Raw genomic sequence first — 16,258 nt, 5'->3', positions numbered from 1 at the left:
CGGCGGCCGGACCGGTGTTCGCTCTGACAGATCGGGTCAGGTCCGGTCAGGCGGGCGGCTTCCTGACAGGGCGTCGATCTGACCGGGGCGGCGCGGTCTGACAGGAGCCACCGGTTGTCGGTCTGTCAGGCGGCCTCCGGCTGTGACAGGTTCGGCGGGGCCGGGGCCGGTGGGGTGGCCTCGGCGCGGAGGACACGCACGAGTGCTGACGCGGTGGCGTTGGAAAGGTGGTGCCCGTCCGCGCGTAGTTGCCGGGCGAGTTCCTTGCGGGACAGCGGTGTCCCGTGGGTGGCGAGCGTGTGGGCGGCGGTCCGGGCGGCCGGGACCAGCGCAGTGATCTCCGGGCCCAGGTCCCGGACCGGCGGACCGCCGCGGCGGCGGTCCGGGGACCGGTTCTCCGGTGTCCGGGACCGCGACGTCCACGATCCGCCGTGGTCCAGGCTCGCCCGGTGTGGGCCGGGCGGTGTGGCCGGGTGGGGCGGGGTCGGCGCGGCCGAGGGCGATCTTCACCATGGTCAGGAAGCCGAGCGCCGGGAGCGCGGCGGCGACCCAGCCGATCACCGACGCTTCGGCCTCCACGACCTGGGCCGCGAGAGACAGGAACACCGCCACGGTCAGCACGGTCGCCGGGAAGGCGACGCTCTTGCCCCAGCGCCGGTTGCGGCGCAGTTCCAGGCCGGCGGCAATGGAGGCCAGTTCCAGGACGACAGCGTCGGCCCAGGCGAGCCAGCCCGGCTGGCCGTGCGCCGCCGCGACGTCGTGGACGTGACGGAACGAGGCAGCGCCGGCCGCGCCGCCGATCAACAGCATGATCAGCACCTGGATCCGGTTCTCCAGCCGCTCCCGCCCGGACCGCACCTCGTTGGGCAGGTCAGGCGTCCGCTGCTCACGTGATGGCAACGGCCCACCACCTGTCGACGCGTCGCCCGGTTAGAGCCTCGGATGGCACCGCCCCGGGCAGGCGGACCGACAAGGCAACCGCCGACCTAATTGCATTGATGATGGTTGAGGTCATGTTCGTGCTCCAGCTTCGTCTTGTAGAGGTTCGGGCGATGGACGGTGTCGTCGAGGTCGCGCCTGCCCACCCAGAGCCAGTCCTGGGGCAGGTGTGACCATGCCTGGGGACGCCCGGCTAGGACGGACCGACCCCTGGTCGGCGATACGTCACTGCGGTCGAGTCGACGCACGAACCAGACCCCTTGGAGGCAGGGCAGGCAGCCGGGCAGCAGACGTCGCCGCAACCCGTACTGCAGGCTGAGGTCAACGGACGGACGCGGGGGCAGACGGCCAAGCCGAGCCACAAGGGGCCGGGACTCTCGCCACCGGCAGCGCTCAACAAGCGCCAACAGTGGTGCGGCTCAACTCGCCGACGAGTGATCCTTCATGCGGGACCTCCCATCTCTCCATGTCCTCCGCAACGCCAGCGCGAACAACAGCAGGCACCCCGTCCTGAGAGCGCCCGCGCTCGTCTTCCTGGCCGCACGCGCCAGCCGGTGGTGCGGGAACGTGTATCGAGTACGCCCCGGGAACGCCCGCCGAGTCAACCCCGATTTCCGTGCGGCTCAATCACCGGACCATGACGCCAGTCCAGTGCAGTGCAATCCGCCGTCGCCGTAGAAGAGGAACCCGAAGCCGGCCTGACCGCCGACGGTCCCGACGCCCCTGACCGCCACCTCGCAGGTTGGCGAGACGACGAGCCATTCGAACCCGGTGGACCATCGCGACCTGCGAGCGGGCTCGCCGCACCACAAGGTGCTCCGGTGACGACCGCACGGGCGTAGGGTCGGTGCCGTGGAAGGCGCGGGGCGTCGATACCGGTACGTCGGCCCGGCTGACGTGCGGGCGTCGGTCGCCGACGCTCCCGAGGGCTGGCCCGTCCGGTCACCGCACGATCTCGACACCTGCCTGGCGGCCGCGGATCCGCGCGACCGTGACGAGCCGTTCACGTACGTCATCGACACTTCCGGCACGTTGCGGCTCGCGCCCAGACGCAGCGAGCATGTCGCCTGCGCCGGCGGTGGAGAGGTCCTCGGCGCGGGGGAGATCGCCTTCGGCGGCGAGCGGGACGGCTGGGTCGTGACCGAGGTGAGCAACCTGTCCACCGGCTACTGCCCCGATCCGGCGACATGGGCGGCGGTGGCGGGCGCCCTCGACCGGGCGGGTATCGGCCGCCCGGAAGGCTTTACCGAGGCCGTCGTCTTCCGGCGCTGCCTTGACTGCGGCGAGCGTAACCTCGTCCGCGACGACGACTACATCTGCGCGCTGTGTGGTGCTGAGCTGCCGGAGGATGTGGAGCCTCGGCTCACGGCCCAGCTGCCGAGCGTGCGCGCTGACGACCGAGCCGGCTGATCGTCACTTCCGGCAGGCAGGCGTTGGTGCCGCCCCGGACGGGCGCAGACCCGGGGGTGAGCCAGGACCGCTGCGGCAGTGCCGGCCGCGCCCTCAGCGGGCCGTCAGGTCTGCACCTCGAGCAGGCTGCGCTCGGGGTCGCGCAGGTAGGCCGAACGCACACCCCCCAGGCCCGTCGGCCGCGGCCACCACCTCGGCCTTACGAAGCCTCCCGCAACGGCCAGACCTCGACGACTCCCTGCGCGACCGCGCATGGCGTCCTCGACGCGATCTGGGTGGCTTCCTCCAGCGTGTCCGCTTCGATGATCGCGAATCCCGCCACCGGCAGGGCGGAGGACAGGAACGAGCCGCTCTGCACGGTCATGCCGGCCCCGTTGAGGTTTCGCACCTGTACGGGGGAGTCGGCGATACCCATCACGGCCCCCGCCTCGCGCAGGCGCGCGTCATGGGCGTGCGCCTCGTCGAGTACCGCAGCGTCGGTACTGTCGTAGCCTTTCTGATCTCCGTATCCGATCGTCACGAATCTCGCCACCACAGGCTCCCTTCGGGTTGCCACGGACATCGTCACACCTTCAGTGCCCATCATGGCCACGGCCAACCAGGACAACGTGGTCGGCACCCGCCTCGCCGTCCGCGCCGCCGGGGTTTGGCGGCCGGGCCGGCGGGAAACCCGCGGGTTTGTCACCACAGGGAGAGGAAGCCGTATGACGTCGACCAGCCTGCCCGGCGGCACGTTCCGCATGGGAGATCTGACCGTCACCCGGATGGGGTACGGCGCGATGCAGTTGGCCGGCCCGCACGTCTTCGGGCCACCGGCCGACCGCGACGCTGCCATCGCCGTGCTGCGCGAGGTCGTCGACCTCGGGATCAACCACGTCGACACGTCCGACTACTACGGCCCGTACGTCACCAACGAGATCATCCGAGAGGCCCTGCACCCGTACCCCGACGACCTGCACATCGTCACCAAGGTCGGGGCGCTGCGCGACGCCGAGGGCAACTGGCCGCAGGCGCTGGCCCCGGAGCAGCTCCGCCAGGCCGTACACGACAACCTGCGCCGCCTCGGCCTCGACGTGATCGATGTGGTCAACCTGCGCGTCGGCGGGTTCGACCGGCCCACCCCCGGCTCGATCGAAGAGCCGTTCACGGTCCTCGCCGAGCTGCAACAGCAGGGGCTGATCAAGCACCTCGGGCTCAGCACCGTCAACGCCGAGCAGGTCGCCGAGGCGCAGACCATCGCGCCGGTGGTGTGCGTGCAGAACTTCTACAACATCGCCAACCGCGACGACGACCCGCTCGTCGACTCCCTCGCGGCGCAGGGCATCGCCTTCGTGCCCTACTTCCCGCTCGGCGGCTTCACCCCGCTGCAGTCCGAGGAGCTCAACGCCGTCGCCGCGCGCCTGGAGGCCACCCCGCTGGCGGTCGCGCTGGCGTGGCTGCTGCACCGGTCCCCGAACATCCTGCTCATTCCCGGCACGTCCTCCGTCGCGCACCTGCGCGAGAACGTCGCCGCCGCCGCGCTGGCCCTCCCCGACGATGTCCTGACCGAGCTGAACGTCATCGACTGACGGGCCACGCCAGGTGCGCCGCCGCCTCGGCGACGCCAACCCTGGCGTCAGATGCTCAACGGGCCGCCCTGGCGATCACGGGGATGCCCTCGCGGTAGGTCGGGACCGCAGGAGCCCAGCCCAGCTCACGCTTGGCCTTGGCGTTGGACACGCGCATCGAGGTCGTCATCATGGCGTGCGCGTACGGGATGGGCCGCAGCATCCAGGTCGGGACCCGCCACGGCCGGCGCGCCCCGAACGCGGCAGCGAGGGTGTCCAGGTAGTCGCCCCAGCGCACCGGCTCGTCGTCGACGATGTTGTACGCCTGCCCGGCCCGCCCCTTCTCCAACGCGGCCACGGTCGCCGCGGCGGCGTCCTCCAGGTAGATGAAGTTGGCGAAGCCACCCCCGGAGGGCGCCGGCAGCCGGCGCTTGCGCACCAGGTTCACCATCATGCTGGTCATGCTGTCCTGCCCGTAGAAGAACCCGTAGCGCAGCGCGACACCCTCCATCTCATCGGCCGCGAACACCTGCTCCTCCGTGGAGCCGATCGCCGCCACCGCCTCGCCGAGCTTGCCGCCCACCGGCTCGGCGAACGGATCGTCCTCGGTGATCACGCGCGGGCCGTGATCGCGGTAGCCGTAGCCCAGCACGATCGACTGGGTGACGAAGCGGTGCGCGCCGACCGCCCGGGCCGCCGCGAGCAGGTTGGCCGTTCCGGTGGTACGCAGGGCGTTCGTACCCTGAAGCGCCTCGCTCATCTTCGTGGTGCCGAGCGCCGTCAACTCGTGGACGACCGCGTCGGCCCGCACGTCCCGTACGGCGGTGAGCAGGTTCTCTCGATTCATCACGTCGGCCACCACGGCCTCGGCGCCGGCGTCGCGCAGCCGCTCGGCGTTGCTCTGGCTACGGCTGATCCCCACCACCTCGTGACCGGCGGCGACGAGCTGGCGGGTCAGCGGCCGACCGACAGCGCCCGAGGCGCCCGCGAGCAGAACTCTCATGGCTGGGGTTCCCATCTGTAGGTGTCACCCCGTAGACGAGCGACCGGCCGGGAATGTGATGACCCGTCGGTGAGTCGTCCGACACAGCCGGCGCCCGCCCCGGCCGGTGTCGGCTACCGCTGGGTACGCCACGGCATCCGTTGCTGACAGCCGTCGAGCCCAGCTCGGATGGCTCCACCGGCGGGCAGACCCTCGACTCGCAGTCCGCCCACCCCAAGAGATCACTACGACCGCGCGCCCCTGAGCTGCCGGACGATGTGGGCTCCCGGCTGACGGCCCAACCGTCGACCGACCCTTCGCGCCGAAGACCGAGACCAGTGCCCGGCCGGATCGATGGCGGCTGCGGGCGCAGTCGGTCGCAGCCTCAGCGGGCCGTCCAGGTCTGCACCTCGACCAGGTTGCCCTCCGGATCGCGCAGGTAGGCCGAGCGCACGCCCCACCCGGGGCGGTCGGCGGCCTCGGCCACCACCAGCTCGGCCTCAAGAGCGGCGACGGTGGCGTCCACATCGGGCACGGGAACCACCACGAGCACCCCGCCGTCGCCCCGGCCCACCGGCATAACAGCCTCCGCCGCGCGGCGACCGAGGATCGCGAGGACGGTTTCGCCGTCCTGGTCGAAGCTGGCGTACTCGAAGTCCCGGACAACCGTCTCCGGCTCACCGAGCAGGCCGGTGTAGAAGCGCAGGGTGGCCGGAAAGTCGTCGGCGACGACACGGGCGTGCACACTCACGCACCCGACCCTAGTCCTGCGGGCGCCGGCGCAACTCGCCCGGTCCGCCGCGAGGAGTCCGGCGGCCCGGTCGGCGTTTCGGCGGCAGAAAGCCGGGGTCGGCGGCCCGGGGCTCGCTCGAGTGGATACCGCCATCTGCCGGTTCCGGCGCAGCGGGCCGCCCATTCCCGCGGAAAGCTCCTGAGCATCGGTCCGCAGCCCCCGCAGAGGGTACGTGGCCGCCAGGGAGCAAGGAGGACGCCGTGACCCAGTCGCTGCCCGGAGAAGTCACGCCGATCACCGTCCGGACCGCACTCTGGCGGGCGGCTCTACCACCTGACGCGTGGCCGGATGGGTTTCCGGAGACGGGGGAGGTGTGGCGGCGCGACGTCTTCACCGTCGCCGAAGCCTGGCACGCCGGCGAGGCGAGTCCGCGACAACTGCTCAGCGCGGTGCTGATGTGGGGCTACGGCCCGATCGGCTACGGCCCCTGGCGCACGCTGCGGTCCCTGGAAGGCGATTCGCACGGCAAGCGGCTGGCGCACGCGCTCGACGGCCTGCGCGTGCCCGCACCGGACGAGGACGCGCTGCGAACCGCCTACCAGCGCCTGCGGAACCCGAAGGAGTCACGGCTGCCCCGGCTCGGCCCCGCGTTCTTCACCAAGCTGCTGTACTTCGCCGGCTACCGCCGTGGGGCGGGCGGCCGGCAACCGCTCATCCTCGACAGGATCGTTCGGAGCCGGTTGCCCGCCGAGGCCGGTGTACGACGCGAGTCCGGCTGGGTGTCGGAGGAGTGGCTGGCCTACCTGGCCTGGGCAGCGGATCAGGCGCACCGCCGGGGCATCGAGCCGGACGAGGTGGAGATGGCACTGTTCCACGACCGGTGGGCTTGACGCCCGGCCGCCGGGTGGGGGAGCGCCGCCGTTGACGGACCTGGCTCGTAAGGTTGCGGGGCGCGGCAGTCGGCTGGGGGAGGGTGGCACATGCTCGCGGAACTGGCAGCGCCGCCGGCCGTCGCGGCCGAGCGGGTCATCACCGCCGTCCTGGCCGACCTGCGCTCCGGCGACCACCGCGGCGTGGTGGTCGACTCCCCACCAGGCGCCGGCAAGTCCACCCTCGTCGTCCGGGCCGCCGTCGAGCTGGCCGCCGCCGGCGAGCCGCTGATCATCGTGGCGCAGACCAACGAGCAGGTCGACGACCTCATCGACCGGCTCGCCCGCAAGGCCCCCGAGCTGCCCATCGGCCGGCTCTCCGCCACCGACTACCAGCCCACCGACCGGGTGAAGGGCCACGAGACGGTCCGGGTCGCCGCCAAGGTCGCCGACCTCGGCGGCGCGGCCGTCATCATCGGTACGGCCGCCAAGTGGGCCACCGTCGCCGAGGGCGGCTGGCCGTGGGCGATCGTGGACGAGGCGTACCAGATGCGGTCGGACGCCCTGCTGCGCGTGGCCGGGCGGTTCGAGCGGGCGCTGTTCGTGGGCGACCCTGGCCAGCTCGACCCGTTCTCCACCGTCGAGACCGCGCGGTGGACCGGGTTGACCTGGGATCCGATGCAGTCGGCGGTGGCCACGCTGCTGCGGCACAACCCGGAGCTGCCGGTGCACCGGCTGCCGGTGTCGTGGCGGCTGCCGGCCACGGCCGCGCCGGTGGTGGCCGCCGCGTTCTACCCGTTCACCGGGTTCCGCGCCGGCACCGGGCCGGCCGACCGGGCGCTGACCCTCACCGAGCCGGGGTCGGGCGACCGCTTCGACGCGACGGTCGAGGTGGCGGCCGCGACCGGCTGGGCGCTGCACGAGCTGCCCGCCCGGCACACGCTGCGTACCGATTCCGAGGCCGCGGCGGCCTGCGCCGCCCTCGCCCTGCGCTTCCTTGACCGCAAACCGGTCGGGTTCGACGAGCATGCGCCCGGCGGCGCGCCGGTGACCGCGGACCGGATCGCCGTCGGGGCCGCGCACCGCGATCAGGTGGCGGCCATCCGGTCACACCTGGGCGCGGCCGGCGCGGGCATCACCGTCGACACTGCCAACCGGCTCCAGGGCCGGGAGTACGACGTCACGATCGTCCTGCACCCGCTCTCCGGCCGGCGGGACGCGACCGCGTTCCACCTGGAGTCCGGGCGGCTCTGCGTGCTGGCGTCCCGGCACCGGCACGCCTGCGTGGTGGTGGCCCGGGCCGGGATCGCCGAGCTGCTGGACGCCCACCCGTCGACCGAGCGGGTGCACCTGGACGTCCCGGTGAAGTTCCCGGACGGCTGGGAGGCCAACCACACCATGCTCGCCTACCTCGGCACTCACCGGGCAACCTGACCGCCGGAGCCTACTTCCCGTGCGGGTCGGCGGTGTTGAGGGTGGCGACGACCTGGTCGTAGTCGCCGCGGGCCTCGCCGTACCGGAGGAACTTCACCCGCTCGACCTGGATCTCCCGGGCCTCCGGCTGGGCCTCGATCAGCGCGACGACCTCGGTCACGAACTCGTCGAGCGGCATGGCGAACTCGCTGGTCTCCTGCCCGGGCATCAGCGCGGTACGCACCGACGGCGGTTCCAGCTCCACGACCTTCACCGTCGTGTCGGCGAGCTGGAGCCGGAGCGACTCGCTGAGCATGTGGATCGCGGCCTTCGACGCGTTGTAGCTGGGGGTGATCTTGAGTGGCGTGAACGCCAGGCCCGAGGAGACCGTCATGATCGTGGCGTCCGGTCGGCTCTGGAGGTGCTCGACGAACGCGGCGATGAGGCGGATCGGGCCGAGCAGGTTCGTCGTCACGGTCGCCTCCGCCGTAGCGAGGAACGATTCGGGCCGGTGCCAGTCCTCGATGCGCATGATCCCGGCCATGGTCACCAGGACGTTGAGGTCGGGGTGCCGCGCCAGCACGTCCTTCGCGGCCGAGGCGATGCTCGCCGGATCCGCTGTGTCGATCTCCACGGTGTCGATGCCGGGGTGCTCGGCGGCGATCGTGTCGAGCAGGTCGGTACGCCGGCCGCCCACGATGACCGTGTTCCCCTTCGCCCGCAGTTGCAGCGCCAGGGCCAGACCGATCCCGCTCGTGGCGCCGGGGATGAAGATGGTGTTTCCGGAGATGTTCATGACCCGAGCCTGGCCCGCCCGGCGGGGCGGATGAAGAGACCGGTTGTCGGGGGATCGGCAATCCCTGGTTGGCCCGGGCGACGGGCGGATACTGGGATCATGGACCGCGCAGCCCTGGCCGACTTCCTCCGCCGCCGCCGCGAGGCGCTGCAGCCCGGGGACGTCGGGCTGGCCACCGGCGTACGCCGCCGCGCGCCTGGGCTGCGGCGCGAGGAGGTGGCCGCCTTGGCCACCATGTCGACCGACTACTACACCCGCCTGGAGCAACAGCGGGGTCCGCAGCCGAGCCCGCAGCTGCTCGGGTCGCTGGCCCGGGCGCTGCGGCTGACCCGCGACGAGCGTGACTACCTGTTCCGGGTGGCCGGGCACAACGCCCCGGCCTCGGTCTCCGCGGCGACGCACGTGGCGCCGGCGCTGCTGCGGGTGCTGGACCGGCTGGCGGACACTCCGGCGCTCATCCTGTCCAACCTCGGCGAGGTCCTCGTGCAGAACCGGATGGCCGATGCCCTGTTCGGGGACCGGTCCGGGCACACGGGGCTGGCCCGCAGCGAGATCTACCGGTGGTTCACCGACCCGGCCGAGCGGTCACGGTATCCGGAGGAGGACCGCGACCGGCAGAGCCGTGCGCAGGTCGCCAACCTGCGCGCCGCGTACGGGTCGATGGGGCCGCAGTCGCGGGCCGGTGAGCTGGTGCGGGCGCTGCAGAAGGCGAGCCCCGAGTTCGCCGAGCTGTGGGAGCGGCACGAGGTCGCCCAGCGCTTCGCGGATCACAAGACGCTGATCCATCCCGAGCTCGGCCCGATCGAGCTGGACTGCCAGGTGCTGTTCACCGAGGACCAGTCCCAGGCGCTGCTGGTGCTCACCGCGCCGCCGCGCAGCGAGGGCCACGAGAAGCTCCAGCTGCTCGCCGTGCTGGGCACCCAGCGCTTCCCGGCCGACACGACGCCCGGTTAGCCACCGCAGACATCGGCCGATCTGCGCCGATCAGCCGTACCGGTCCCTGCCCCCGCCAAGCGGAGGGAACGGCACAGACACGATGCCGTCCTTGCTCGAATCGGGCGAGAACCCCGAATAGGCGAGGACATCGGGGTCCGCTTCGGTGGCGCGTCGCGCGGCACCGTCGCGTTGACCGCGGACCTTGCGTCTCTCGGGAGCCGGCCGGATGCTGAACACTGAGCCGGTACGGCTGTCACCGCCGCCGCTCGACACCTCCGTCTGAAGCAGATATTGCGCGGCCGCGCCAGCCGCGACACCGCCAGCACAGAGACGGCTAGGGGACCGGTGACCCGACCGGTCCCCGTGGGGTCTTCCCCAGCTGCTTCCCGGATTTCCCGCACCGCCCCTGTAATCCGGGGCGCTGACGCTGACAAGTACCCGCGACAGGGCGATCTGCGGAGGTGCCATGCAAGGACGCACAGAGCGGGTGACCGAGCTGTTCCACCGACATGCCGACGACATCCACGCGTACGCGACCTGGCGGGTCGGCAAGCAGGATGCCGCCGACGTGGTGAGTGAGGTGTTCCTGGTGGCCTGGCGGTCACTGGACAAGGTCCGAGCGGGCGAGGAGCGGGCCTGGCTGTTCGGGGTGGCACGGAAGGTGGTGCTGGCCCGCCGCCGGCAAGGGGCCGCCGCCACCGCCCTGGACGAGCGGATGGCCACCTCGCACGTCCCGGAGGCCGGGCCGGATCGGCTCGCCGACGACGTCGCGCTCCGCGACCAGGTAAGCCGGGCACTGCAGGCGCTCGCCGTGCGGGACCGCGAGGTGCTGGTCATGGCCGCCTGGTTCGACCTGACGCCGGCGCAGGCGGCGCGGGCGCTCGGTGTCTCGCGCCCGACCTACGCGGTCCGGCTGCACCGGGCCCGCAGCCGGTTCCGCGCCGCCTACGAGCAGGTCGTCAAGAGCGAGTACGAGGCCTCGCCGGCCATCGGCAATCCAGTGGCAGTGTGAAGGGGACACGATGAACATCGATGACTTGCTGCGTCGGGGGCGACCGGACTCGACCGGGTGGGCGCGCAGCGACGTGGGACGGCGGGCACTGGACGGGGTCGTCGCGGCCGCCCCGGCCGCCGACGCGGCCGACCGCGCCGTGGCCGGCCGGACCAGGACCTCGCGACCGGCGCTGCGCTGGTCCTTCCTCGGTACCGGGCTGGCCGGGGCTGCGGCGGCCGGGGTGCTGGCGGTGTCGGTTGTCGCGGCGCCGCCGGACGCGCGGACGGACATCCCGCCGCTGGCCGGCGGGCAGCCGGGAGCGGCGGACAGCACCGGCGCGAGTGCGACGCCGCTGACGGCGCGCGACATCCTGCTCGCCGCGGCGACCCGGGCGGAGCAGGCACCCGCCGAGACCGGCAGGTACTGGCACGTCAAGACGATCGACGTGTACGGGCCGGTGCGCGTCGGCACCGGCGCGAGCGCCTACTCGCTGCTGCGCAGCAGCATCAACGAGAGCTGGGACGCCGGTGACCCGCGGGAAGCCAGCTGGAGCGGCCAGCGGGATCTCGGGGCACGCCCGCGCAGCGCCGACGACGAGCGGGCCTGGCGCGCGGCCGGTTCCCCCACCACGTGGAACGTCGAGGTCGACGGCCCGGCGAGGCTGGTCCTGTCGATCCGGCCGGGCAAGGGCAGTCTCTCCCGCGAGCCCGAGCCGCCCCGGTTCCTGGAGAGCCTCGGGGAGCTCACGCTGGAGCAGGTCCGGCAACTGCCGGACGAGCCGGATGCGCTGCGCGCGTGGGTGACCGACCGGATCCGGACCGGCAAGGACATGGGGTTCGCCGCAGGCAGCGCCGAGAGCAACAGCCTGCTGTTCGGCTACCTGAGCCGGCTGCTGCTCGACACGCCGGCCCCGCCGAAGGTACGCGCCGCGGCGTTCCGGATTCTCGCCGACATCTCCGGCGTGCGCAGCCTCGGCCTCGTCCAGGACGCGCGAGGACGTTCCGGGCAGGGCGTGGAGTTCCGCAGCGGCGCCGAAACCGAGTGGTTGATCGTCGACATGGCGACCCATCGGTTGCTCGCCAGCAAGATCATCTCGCTCCCGAAGGGCGAGCCGGTGTCCGGCGGCAAGGAGCGCAGCACCCTGGTGCTGACCGCGGAGTGGTCCGATGCCGCACCGCAGGCGCCGACCCTGCCGCAGAAGTAGCGCGTCTGTCGCACCTTCGACGGCCGGCCGCGCTCAGGCGGCCGGCCGTCGTCGTCCCCTGAGGAGGTTCTGTGAAACGTCTACGGTGGCTGGCGATCCCCGCCTGCCTCGCCGTCGTGTCCACCATCAGCCCATCCACCCCGGCCGCCGCGACGGGCGTGGTGACCGTCGCGACCACCCCACCGGGTGCGGCGGCGGAGGCCGCACCACGCTCCGTCACGCTCATCACCGGAGACCTTGTCGAGCTGCGCGGCGGCGGGGTCATCTCCGTACGGCCCGGCGCAGGGCGGGAACACGTCGGGTACCTGCGCCAGCGCTATGACGGGCACGACCTGGTCATTCCCGGCGACGCCGTCGGCCTGCTCGCCGCGGGCCGGCTGGACCGGCGGCTGTTCGACGTGACCACGCTGCTCGCCGCCGGCTACGACGACGCGCGGCGCGACAACATCCCGCTGCTCGTGCGCTACCGCGACCCGGCGGCGCGAGCCGGCACCCGCGACTGGATGCGGCGGCACCACACGCAGCTGACTGGTGAGGCGGCGGCGGTCAACGCGCTGAGTGCCCGCGCCGCCAAACGAGACACCGTTACCTGGTGGTCCAACCTTGTGGGCGCCTCCCGCAAGTCCGCCGGCGGCAGGCCGGTGACCCTGGCCGGCGGTGTCGAGTCGATCTGGCTGGACGGCAAGCTGACCGTCAGCCTGGACCGCAGCGCCGCCCAGATCGGCGCACCGGCGGCCTGGCAGGCCGGGCTCACCGGGCGCGGGGTGACCGTCGCGGTGCTGGACACCGGCGCGGACGCCGGCCACCCCGACCTCGTTGGCAAGATCCGGGAGAGCCGCAACTTCACCGACTCCGCCGAGAACGGCGACGTGATCGGGCACGGCACCCACGTCGCGTCCACCGTCGCCGGCACCGGCGCGGCCTCCAACGGTCAGTACCGGGGCGTCGCTCCGGACGCCGAACTGCTCATCGGGAAGGTCTGCGCCGACCGGTCGTGCACCGAGTCGGCCATGCTGGCCGGCATGCAGTGGGCGGCCGAGCAGGGCGCCGACGTGGTCAACATGAGCATCAGCGGCCCGGACACCACTGGCGTGGACCTGCTCGAGGAGGCCGTCAACCGGCTCACCGAGCAGTACGGCACGCTCTTCGTGGCGGCGGCCGGCAACGAGGGCGGCGCGAGTTCGGTGGGCACGCCCTCCACCGCCGAGGCGGCACTGTCGGTGGCCGCCAGTACCCGCGACGACGCGGTGGCCGACTTCTCCAGCCGCGGTCCCCGCCTCGGCGACGGCGGAACCAAGCCGGAGATCGCCGCCCCCGGTGTCGACATCGTGGCCGCCCGCTCCGGCCAGGCGCCGCCGGAGGCGATCGACCCGGTCGGTGACCGCTACGCCCGCTCCAGCGGCACATCGATGGCCGCACCGCACGTCGCCGGGGCGGCGGCGCTGCTGGCCCAGCGGTACCCAGCCTGGACCGGCACGCAGCTCAAGGCGGCGCTCATCGCCACCGCGACGGGGCTGCCCGGCGTGGACACCTCCGCGCAGGGAGCGGGCCGGGTCGACCTGCGTACGGCGCTGGCGGCGAGCGTCGTGCCGGACACCGGCAGCATCAACCTCGGGGCGCAGGAGTGGCCGCACGAGGACGACGCACCGGTGACCCGGACGGTGACCTACCGCAACGACGGGTCCGCGCCGGTGACGCTGGACGTGGCGGCCACGCTGGCCGGGCCGGACGGGTCACCCGCGCCGGAGAAGATGATCACTGTCAATCCGCAGCGGATCACCGTGCCGGCGGGCGGGACCGCGGCGGCGACCGTCACGGTGGACACCTCGGTCAGCGCGCCGGACGGCCGCTACGCCGGGCGCGTCACCGCCACGCCCAGCACCGGGACAGCCGTCTCCACGCTGCTGTCGGTGACGCGTGACGTCGAACGGTACGCACTGACGACGCAGGTGCTGGACCGCCACGGCGCGGACGCCGCCGACTACACCAGCATGGTCACCTCCTGGGCCGACCACTCCAGCATCGTCGAGTGGACCCCGGGCGAGCACACCACCCGGCTGCCGGCCGGTGACTACACCGTCGGCGCGTTGGTCTTCACCGACCCGTACCAGGACGCGGAGACGATCACCCTGCTCGCCCAGCCGAAGCTGCGCCTGAGCAGGGACACCCGCGTCGTGCTGGACGCCCGAGCGGGCCGGCCCATCACGGCCACCGTCCCGGATCCGAGCGCCAGATTCACCCATGCCGACATCGGCTACCGGGTCGACGCACCCTACCCTGCCGAGGACACCCTGCTCGGCTGGACGAACCTGCGCCGGGGCTTCGACAACCTGTTCACCGCGCAGATCGGGCCGGCGGCGACCGGCGAGACCTTCCAGTCCGACATCTCCGCCGGCTGGGCGCGGCCCGACGCCGACGGCAACTTCACCGACAGCCCGTACGCGTACCACCTGGGCTGGATCACCCCGGGCGCGTTGCCGACCGGCCTGACCCGCCGCATCCGCCCGGCGGACGTGGCGACGGTCGTGAACACCTACCACGGGCCGGTGGGCCGCTACGGCGCGGCCGGTTCGGCGGCGAAGGGCTCCACCGGGTTCGTCGTCACCCAGGACGTGCGGCTGCCGGGCAAGCGCGTCGACCACTACCTCGCCAACGGCGACACGGGCTGGTTCCGGCTGCTCATCCAGATCGACGATGCGCGTGTCACGGAGCTCACCCTCGCGGAGTCCGTGGACGGCTACCGGCCGGGCAGGACCTATCGGGACACCTGGAACGGCGCCGTCCTCGCCCCAGGCTTCGGTGACTGGCCGACGGACGCGCCAACGGGGGTGCGGCGCACCCGGACCGGCCAGGTGATCGTCGACGATGGCCTGCTCGTCGACCCGTCACCGGGGCGGGGCAGCCTGGCGGGGGCGAAGATGCGGCAGGACAGCGGGCGCACCGCGCTCTACCGTGACGGTGAACTGGTCGCCGAGAGCACGCGTTACGGCTGGCTGCGTGCCGACGTACCCCCGCAGGAGGCGACGTACCGGCTGGAGGCGGCAGTCGACCGGGGCAGCTACGCGGACGTCACGACGAAGGCCTCGACGGTGTGGACCTTCCGCTCCCGGCACCAGGAGACCACCCTGTCGGTGCCCCTGCCCCTGCCCCTGCCGCTGCTGGCGCTCCGCTACACCCCCGCCCTGCACGAGGGGCGCACGGCCCCGGCCGGGAAACCCTTCTCGATTCCGATCCGGGTCGAGCACCAACCCGGATCCACCGGCGGCACCGTCACCGGCCTCACCGTGCAGGTGTCCTACGACGACGGGGCGACCTGGCAGGCCGCGCCGGTCGTCGGCTCCGGCGGCAGATGGACCGCAACGGTGATGCATCCGGCCGACGCCCGCCACGTGTCGTTGCGGGCCACCGCCACGGACAGCCAGGGCGGTCAGGTCGAGCAGACCGTCATCCGGGCCTACCTGCTCCGTTAGCGCTCCGACTGGTGCGGACCGGTCGCCCCGGCGACCGGTCCGCACCAGGGCACTCAGCACGCGCAGCGTCCTCGACCGCAGGCTCGCGGCCGCCGCGATCCGGGCCGCGGACGTGAATCCGGCACAGGAACGGTCATTCACGCCGCCGGGGATTCCCGGTTTTCCTGTCGGCCTCCCGTCACGCGGAGTGTTCAATCGATCCGTCTCGGTCGATAGCGTCGGTGCACTGCCGTCGACGAAAGGCCGACGATGAACGACAACCCGTACCCGTTCTCGCGCCGGCGCCTGCTCGCCGGCGCGGCGGCGGCCTCGGCGGTCACCGTGACCGGCGTGGCCACCGCCCCGACCGCCGCCGCCGCGGCGGCCCCCGTCCGCGCCACCACGCCGCTGGTCACCCGGGACCGGATCGCCACCGCGGCGCTGCGCGCACCCGACGGCGCCGCGGTGGCGGTCGCCGTCCAGGCCGACTTCCACGCCCGGCTGGCCGCCTGGCTGGCCTTCTGGTCGGCGAACTCACCCCGCGCCTGGAGCGCCCCGGTCCAGGTGGTCGGCCGGGTCGCCCCGGCCGGCGACGCCCTCACCCTGCACGCGATCCGCTACCGGAGCGACGACGAGCTGCGCTCGGGCTTCGCGGCCGGGCGGCGCGAAGCCGGCCACCTGGCGACCGTGGCCAGCCTGCACCACCACTTCCCGAGTGTGTGCGTCCTGCCGGACGGCACGGTCCGGGTCGGCGACGGGCTCGCCGGGTTCACCGGCGCGCCGGGCCAGGTCGCCTTCGCGGTCGCCGCCTGCCGGGAGCTGTGGGGCGACGGCGCCGCCACCACCGCCCGGTGGGCGGAGCACGCCGGCCGGGTTCTCGCCCGGGCCGGGCAGCCCAGCGACGCCGCCTCGCACGCCGGTTGGGCGGCCTTCACCCGGATCAGCCTGCGTCGCGGGCTGGGCACCGAATCGTACGAGTGACCGGA

14 protein-coding genes are annotated in these 16,258 nt (G+C 72.9%); 9 read left to right on the top strand and 5 right to left on the bottom strand.

The genetic code is table 11. The annotated features are described in order from the left end of the window. Positions 1-36: 36 nt before the first annotated feature. The gene (locus ABZW14_RS15810) at positions 37-810 is read right to left on the bottom strand and encodes a DUF2637 domain-containing protein (RefSeq protein WP_355346283.1); all 774 of its coding nucleotides are present in this window, start codon (positions 808-810) and stop codon (positions 37-39) included. A 981-nt stretch (positions 811-1,791) separates the two neighbouring features. Here ABZW14_RS15810 and ABZW14_RS15805 point away from each other — a divergent pair. Then, positions 1,792-2,349, top strand: a complete 558-nt coding sequence (locus ABZW14_RS15805) for a hypothetical protein (protein ID WP_355346073.1) — start codon at positions 1,792-1,794, stop codon at positions 2,347-2,349. A 199-nt stretch (positions 2,350-2,548) separates the two neighbouring features. Here ABZW14_RS15805 and ABZW14_RS15800 read toward each other — a convergent pair whose 3' ends face one another. Continuing rightward, complete coding sequence (locus ABZW14_RS15800; RefSeq protein ID WP_355346070.1) at positions 2,549-2,881, bottom strand: YciI family protein; 333 nt, start codon at positions 2,879-2,881, stop codon at positions 2,549-2,551. A gap of 172 nt (positions 2,882-3,053) precedes the next feature. Here ABZW14_RS15800 and ABZW14_RS15795 point away from each other — a divergent pair, with 172 nt between their 5' ends. Beyond that, positions 3,054-3,917, top strand: coding sequence for an aldo/keto reductase family oxidoreductase (locus ABZW14_RS15795; protein ID WP_355346067.1), 864 nt, complete (start codon positions 3,054-3,056; stop codon positions 3,915-3,917). A 55-nt stretch (positions 3,918-3,972) separates the two neighbouring features. Here the strand turns inward: ABZW14_RS15795 and ABZW14_RS15790 are convergent, their stop codons facing one another. Then, complete coding sequence (locus ABZW14_RS15790; RefSeq protein WP_355346064.1) at positions 3,973-4,899, bottom strand: NAD(P)-dependent oxidoreductase; 927 nt, start codon at positions 4,897-4,899, stop codon at positions 3,973-3,975. A gap of 364 nt (positions 4,900-5,263) precedes the next feature. Further along, positions 5,264-5,629 (bottom strand): VOC family protein, encoded by a 366-nt coding sequence (locus ABZW14_RS15785; protein ID WP_355346061.1) that lies wholly within the window; start codon positions 5,627-5,629, stop codon positions 5,264-5,266. 242 nt (positions 5,630-5,871) lie between these two features. Between ABZW14_RS15785 and ABZW14_RS15780 the strand changes: the two genes are divergently transcribed. Beyond that, complete coding sequence (locus ABZW14_RS15780; protein WP_355346058.1) at positions 5,872-6,501, top strand: hypothetical protein; 630 nt, start codon at positions 5,872-5,874, stop codon at positions 6,499-6,501. A gap of 90 nt (positions 6,502-6,591) precedes the next feature. Continuing rightward, a complete protein-coding gene (locus tag ABZW14_RS15775) occupies positions 6,592-7,914 on the top strand; it encodes an AAA family ATPase (protein WP_355346055.1) in 1,323 nt (440 codons plus the stop codon). Between the two features lie 10 nt (positions 7,915-7,924). Here the strand turns inward: ABZW14_RS15775 and ABZW14_RS15770 are convergent, their stop codons facing one another. Continuing rightward, positions 7,925-8,689, bottom strand: a complete 765-nt coding sequence (locus ABZW14_RS15770; RefSeq protein ID WP_355346052.1) for an SDR family NAD(P)-dependent oxidoreductase — start codon at positions 8,687-8,689, stop codon at positions 7,925-7,927. Positions 8,690-8,788: 99 nt separating this feature from the next. On the opposite strand from ABZW14_RS15770, the gene ABZW14_RS15765 reads away from it, so the two are divergent. From ABZW14_RS15765 to ABZW14_RS15745, 5 genes are all read left to right on the top strand, one after another. Then, the gene (locus ABZW14_RS15765; RefSeq protein ID WP_355346049.1) at positions 8,789-9,643 is read left to right on the top strand and encodes a helix-turn-helix transcriptional regulator; all 855 of its coding nucleotides are present in this window, start codon (positions 8,789-8,791) and stop codon (positions 9,641-9,643) included. Between the two features lie 448 nt (positions 9,644-10,091). After that, complete coding sequence (locus ABZW14_RS15760) at positions 10,092-10,637, top strand: sigma-70 family RNA polymerase sigma factor (protein WP_355346046.1); 546 nt, start codon at positions 10,092-10,094, stop codon at positions 10,635-10,637. A 10-nt stretch (positions 10,638-10,647) separates the two neighbouring features. Then, a complete protein-coding gene (locus ABZW14_RS15755) occupies positions 10,648-11,823 on the top strand; it encodes a CU044_5270 family protein (protein ID WP_355346043.1) in 1,176 nt (391 codons plus the stop codon). A 71-nt stretch (positions 11,824-11,894) separates the two neighbouring features. Next, entirely contained in the window at positions 11,895-15,293 is a 3,399-nt protein-coding gene (locus ABZW14_RS15750; protein ID WP_355346040.1) for a S8 family serine peptidase, read from the top strand. 249 nt (positions 15,294-15,542) lie between these two features. Beyond that, positions 15,543-16,253: a hypothetical protein gene (locus ABZW14_RS15745; protein WP_355346037.1), complete on the top strand. Its 711-nt coding sequence runs from the start codon at positions 15,543-15,545 to the stop codon at positions 16,251-16,253. Positions 16,254-16,258: the final 5 nt, after the last annotated feature.

The organism is Micromonospora sp. NPDC004551 (genome assembly GCF_040609975.1).
In the GTDB taxonomy this organism is placed as follows: Bacteria; Actinomycetota; Actinomycetes; order Mycobacteriales; family Micromonosporaceae; genus Micromonospora.
This window is presented reverse-complemented; position numbering and strand designations above follow the sequence as displayed.

What these genes read in the sequence shown, in the direction of transcription:
- ABZW14_RS15810 (WP_355346283.1), bottom strand. Translation starts at nt 810, where the DNA reads ATGCTGTTGATCGGCGGCGCGGCCGGCGCTGCCTCGTTCCGTCACGTC.
- ABZW14_RS15795 (WP_355346067.1), top strand. Translation starts at nt 3,054, where the DNA reads ATGACGTCGACCAGCCTGCCCGGCGGCACGTTCCGCATGGGAGATCTG.
- ABZW14_RS15790 (WP_355346064.1), bottom strand. Translation starts at nt 4,899, where the DNA reads ATGAGAGTTCTGCTCGCGGGCGCCTCGGGCGCTGTCGGTCGGCCGCTG.
- ABZW14_RS15775 (WP_355346055.1), top strand. Translation starts at nt 6,592, where the DNA reads ATGCTCGCGGAACTGGCAGCGCCGCCGGCCGTCGCGGCCGAGCGGGTC.
- ABZW14_RS15770 (WP_355346052.1), bottom strand. Translation starts at nt 8,689, where the DNA reads ATGAACATCTCCGGAAACACCATCTTCATCCCCGGCGCCACGAGCGGG.
- ABZW14_RS15765 (WP_355346049.1), top strand. Translation starts at nt 8,789, where the DNA reads ATGGACCGCGCAGCCCTGGCCGACTTCCTCCGCCGCCGCCGCGAGGCG.
- ABZW14_RS15760 (WP_355346046.1), top strand. Translation starts at nt 10,092, where the DNA reads ATGCAAGGACGCACAGAGCGGGTGACCGAGCTGTTCCACCGACATGCC.
- ABZW14_RS15755 (WP_355346043.1), top strand. Translation starts at nt 10,648, where the DNA reads ATGAACATCGATGACTTGCTGCGTCGGGGGCGACCGGACTCGACCGGG.
- ABZW14_RS15745 (WP_355346037.1), top strand. Translation starts at nt 15,543, where the DNA reads ATGAACGACAACCCGTACCCGTTCTCGCGCCGGCGCCTGCTCGCCGGC.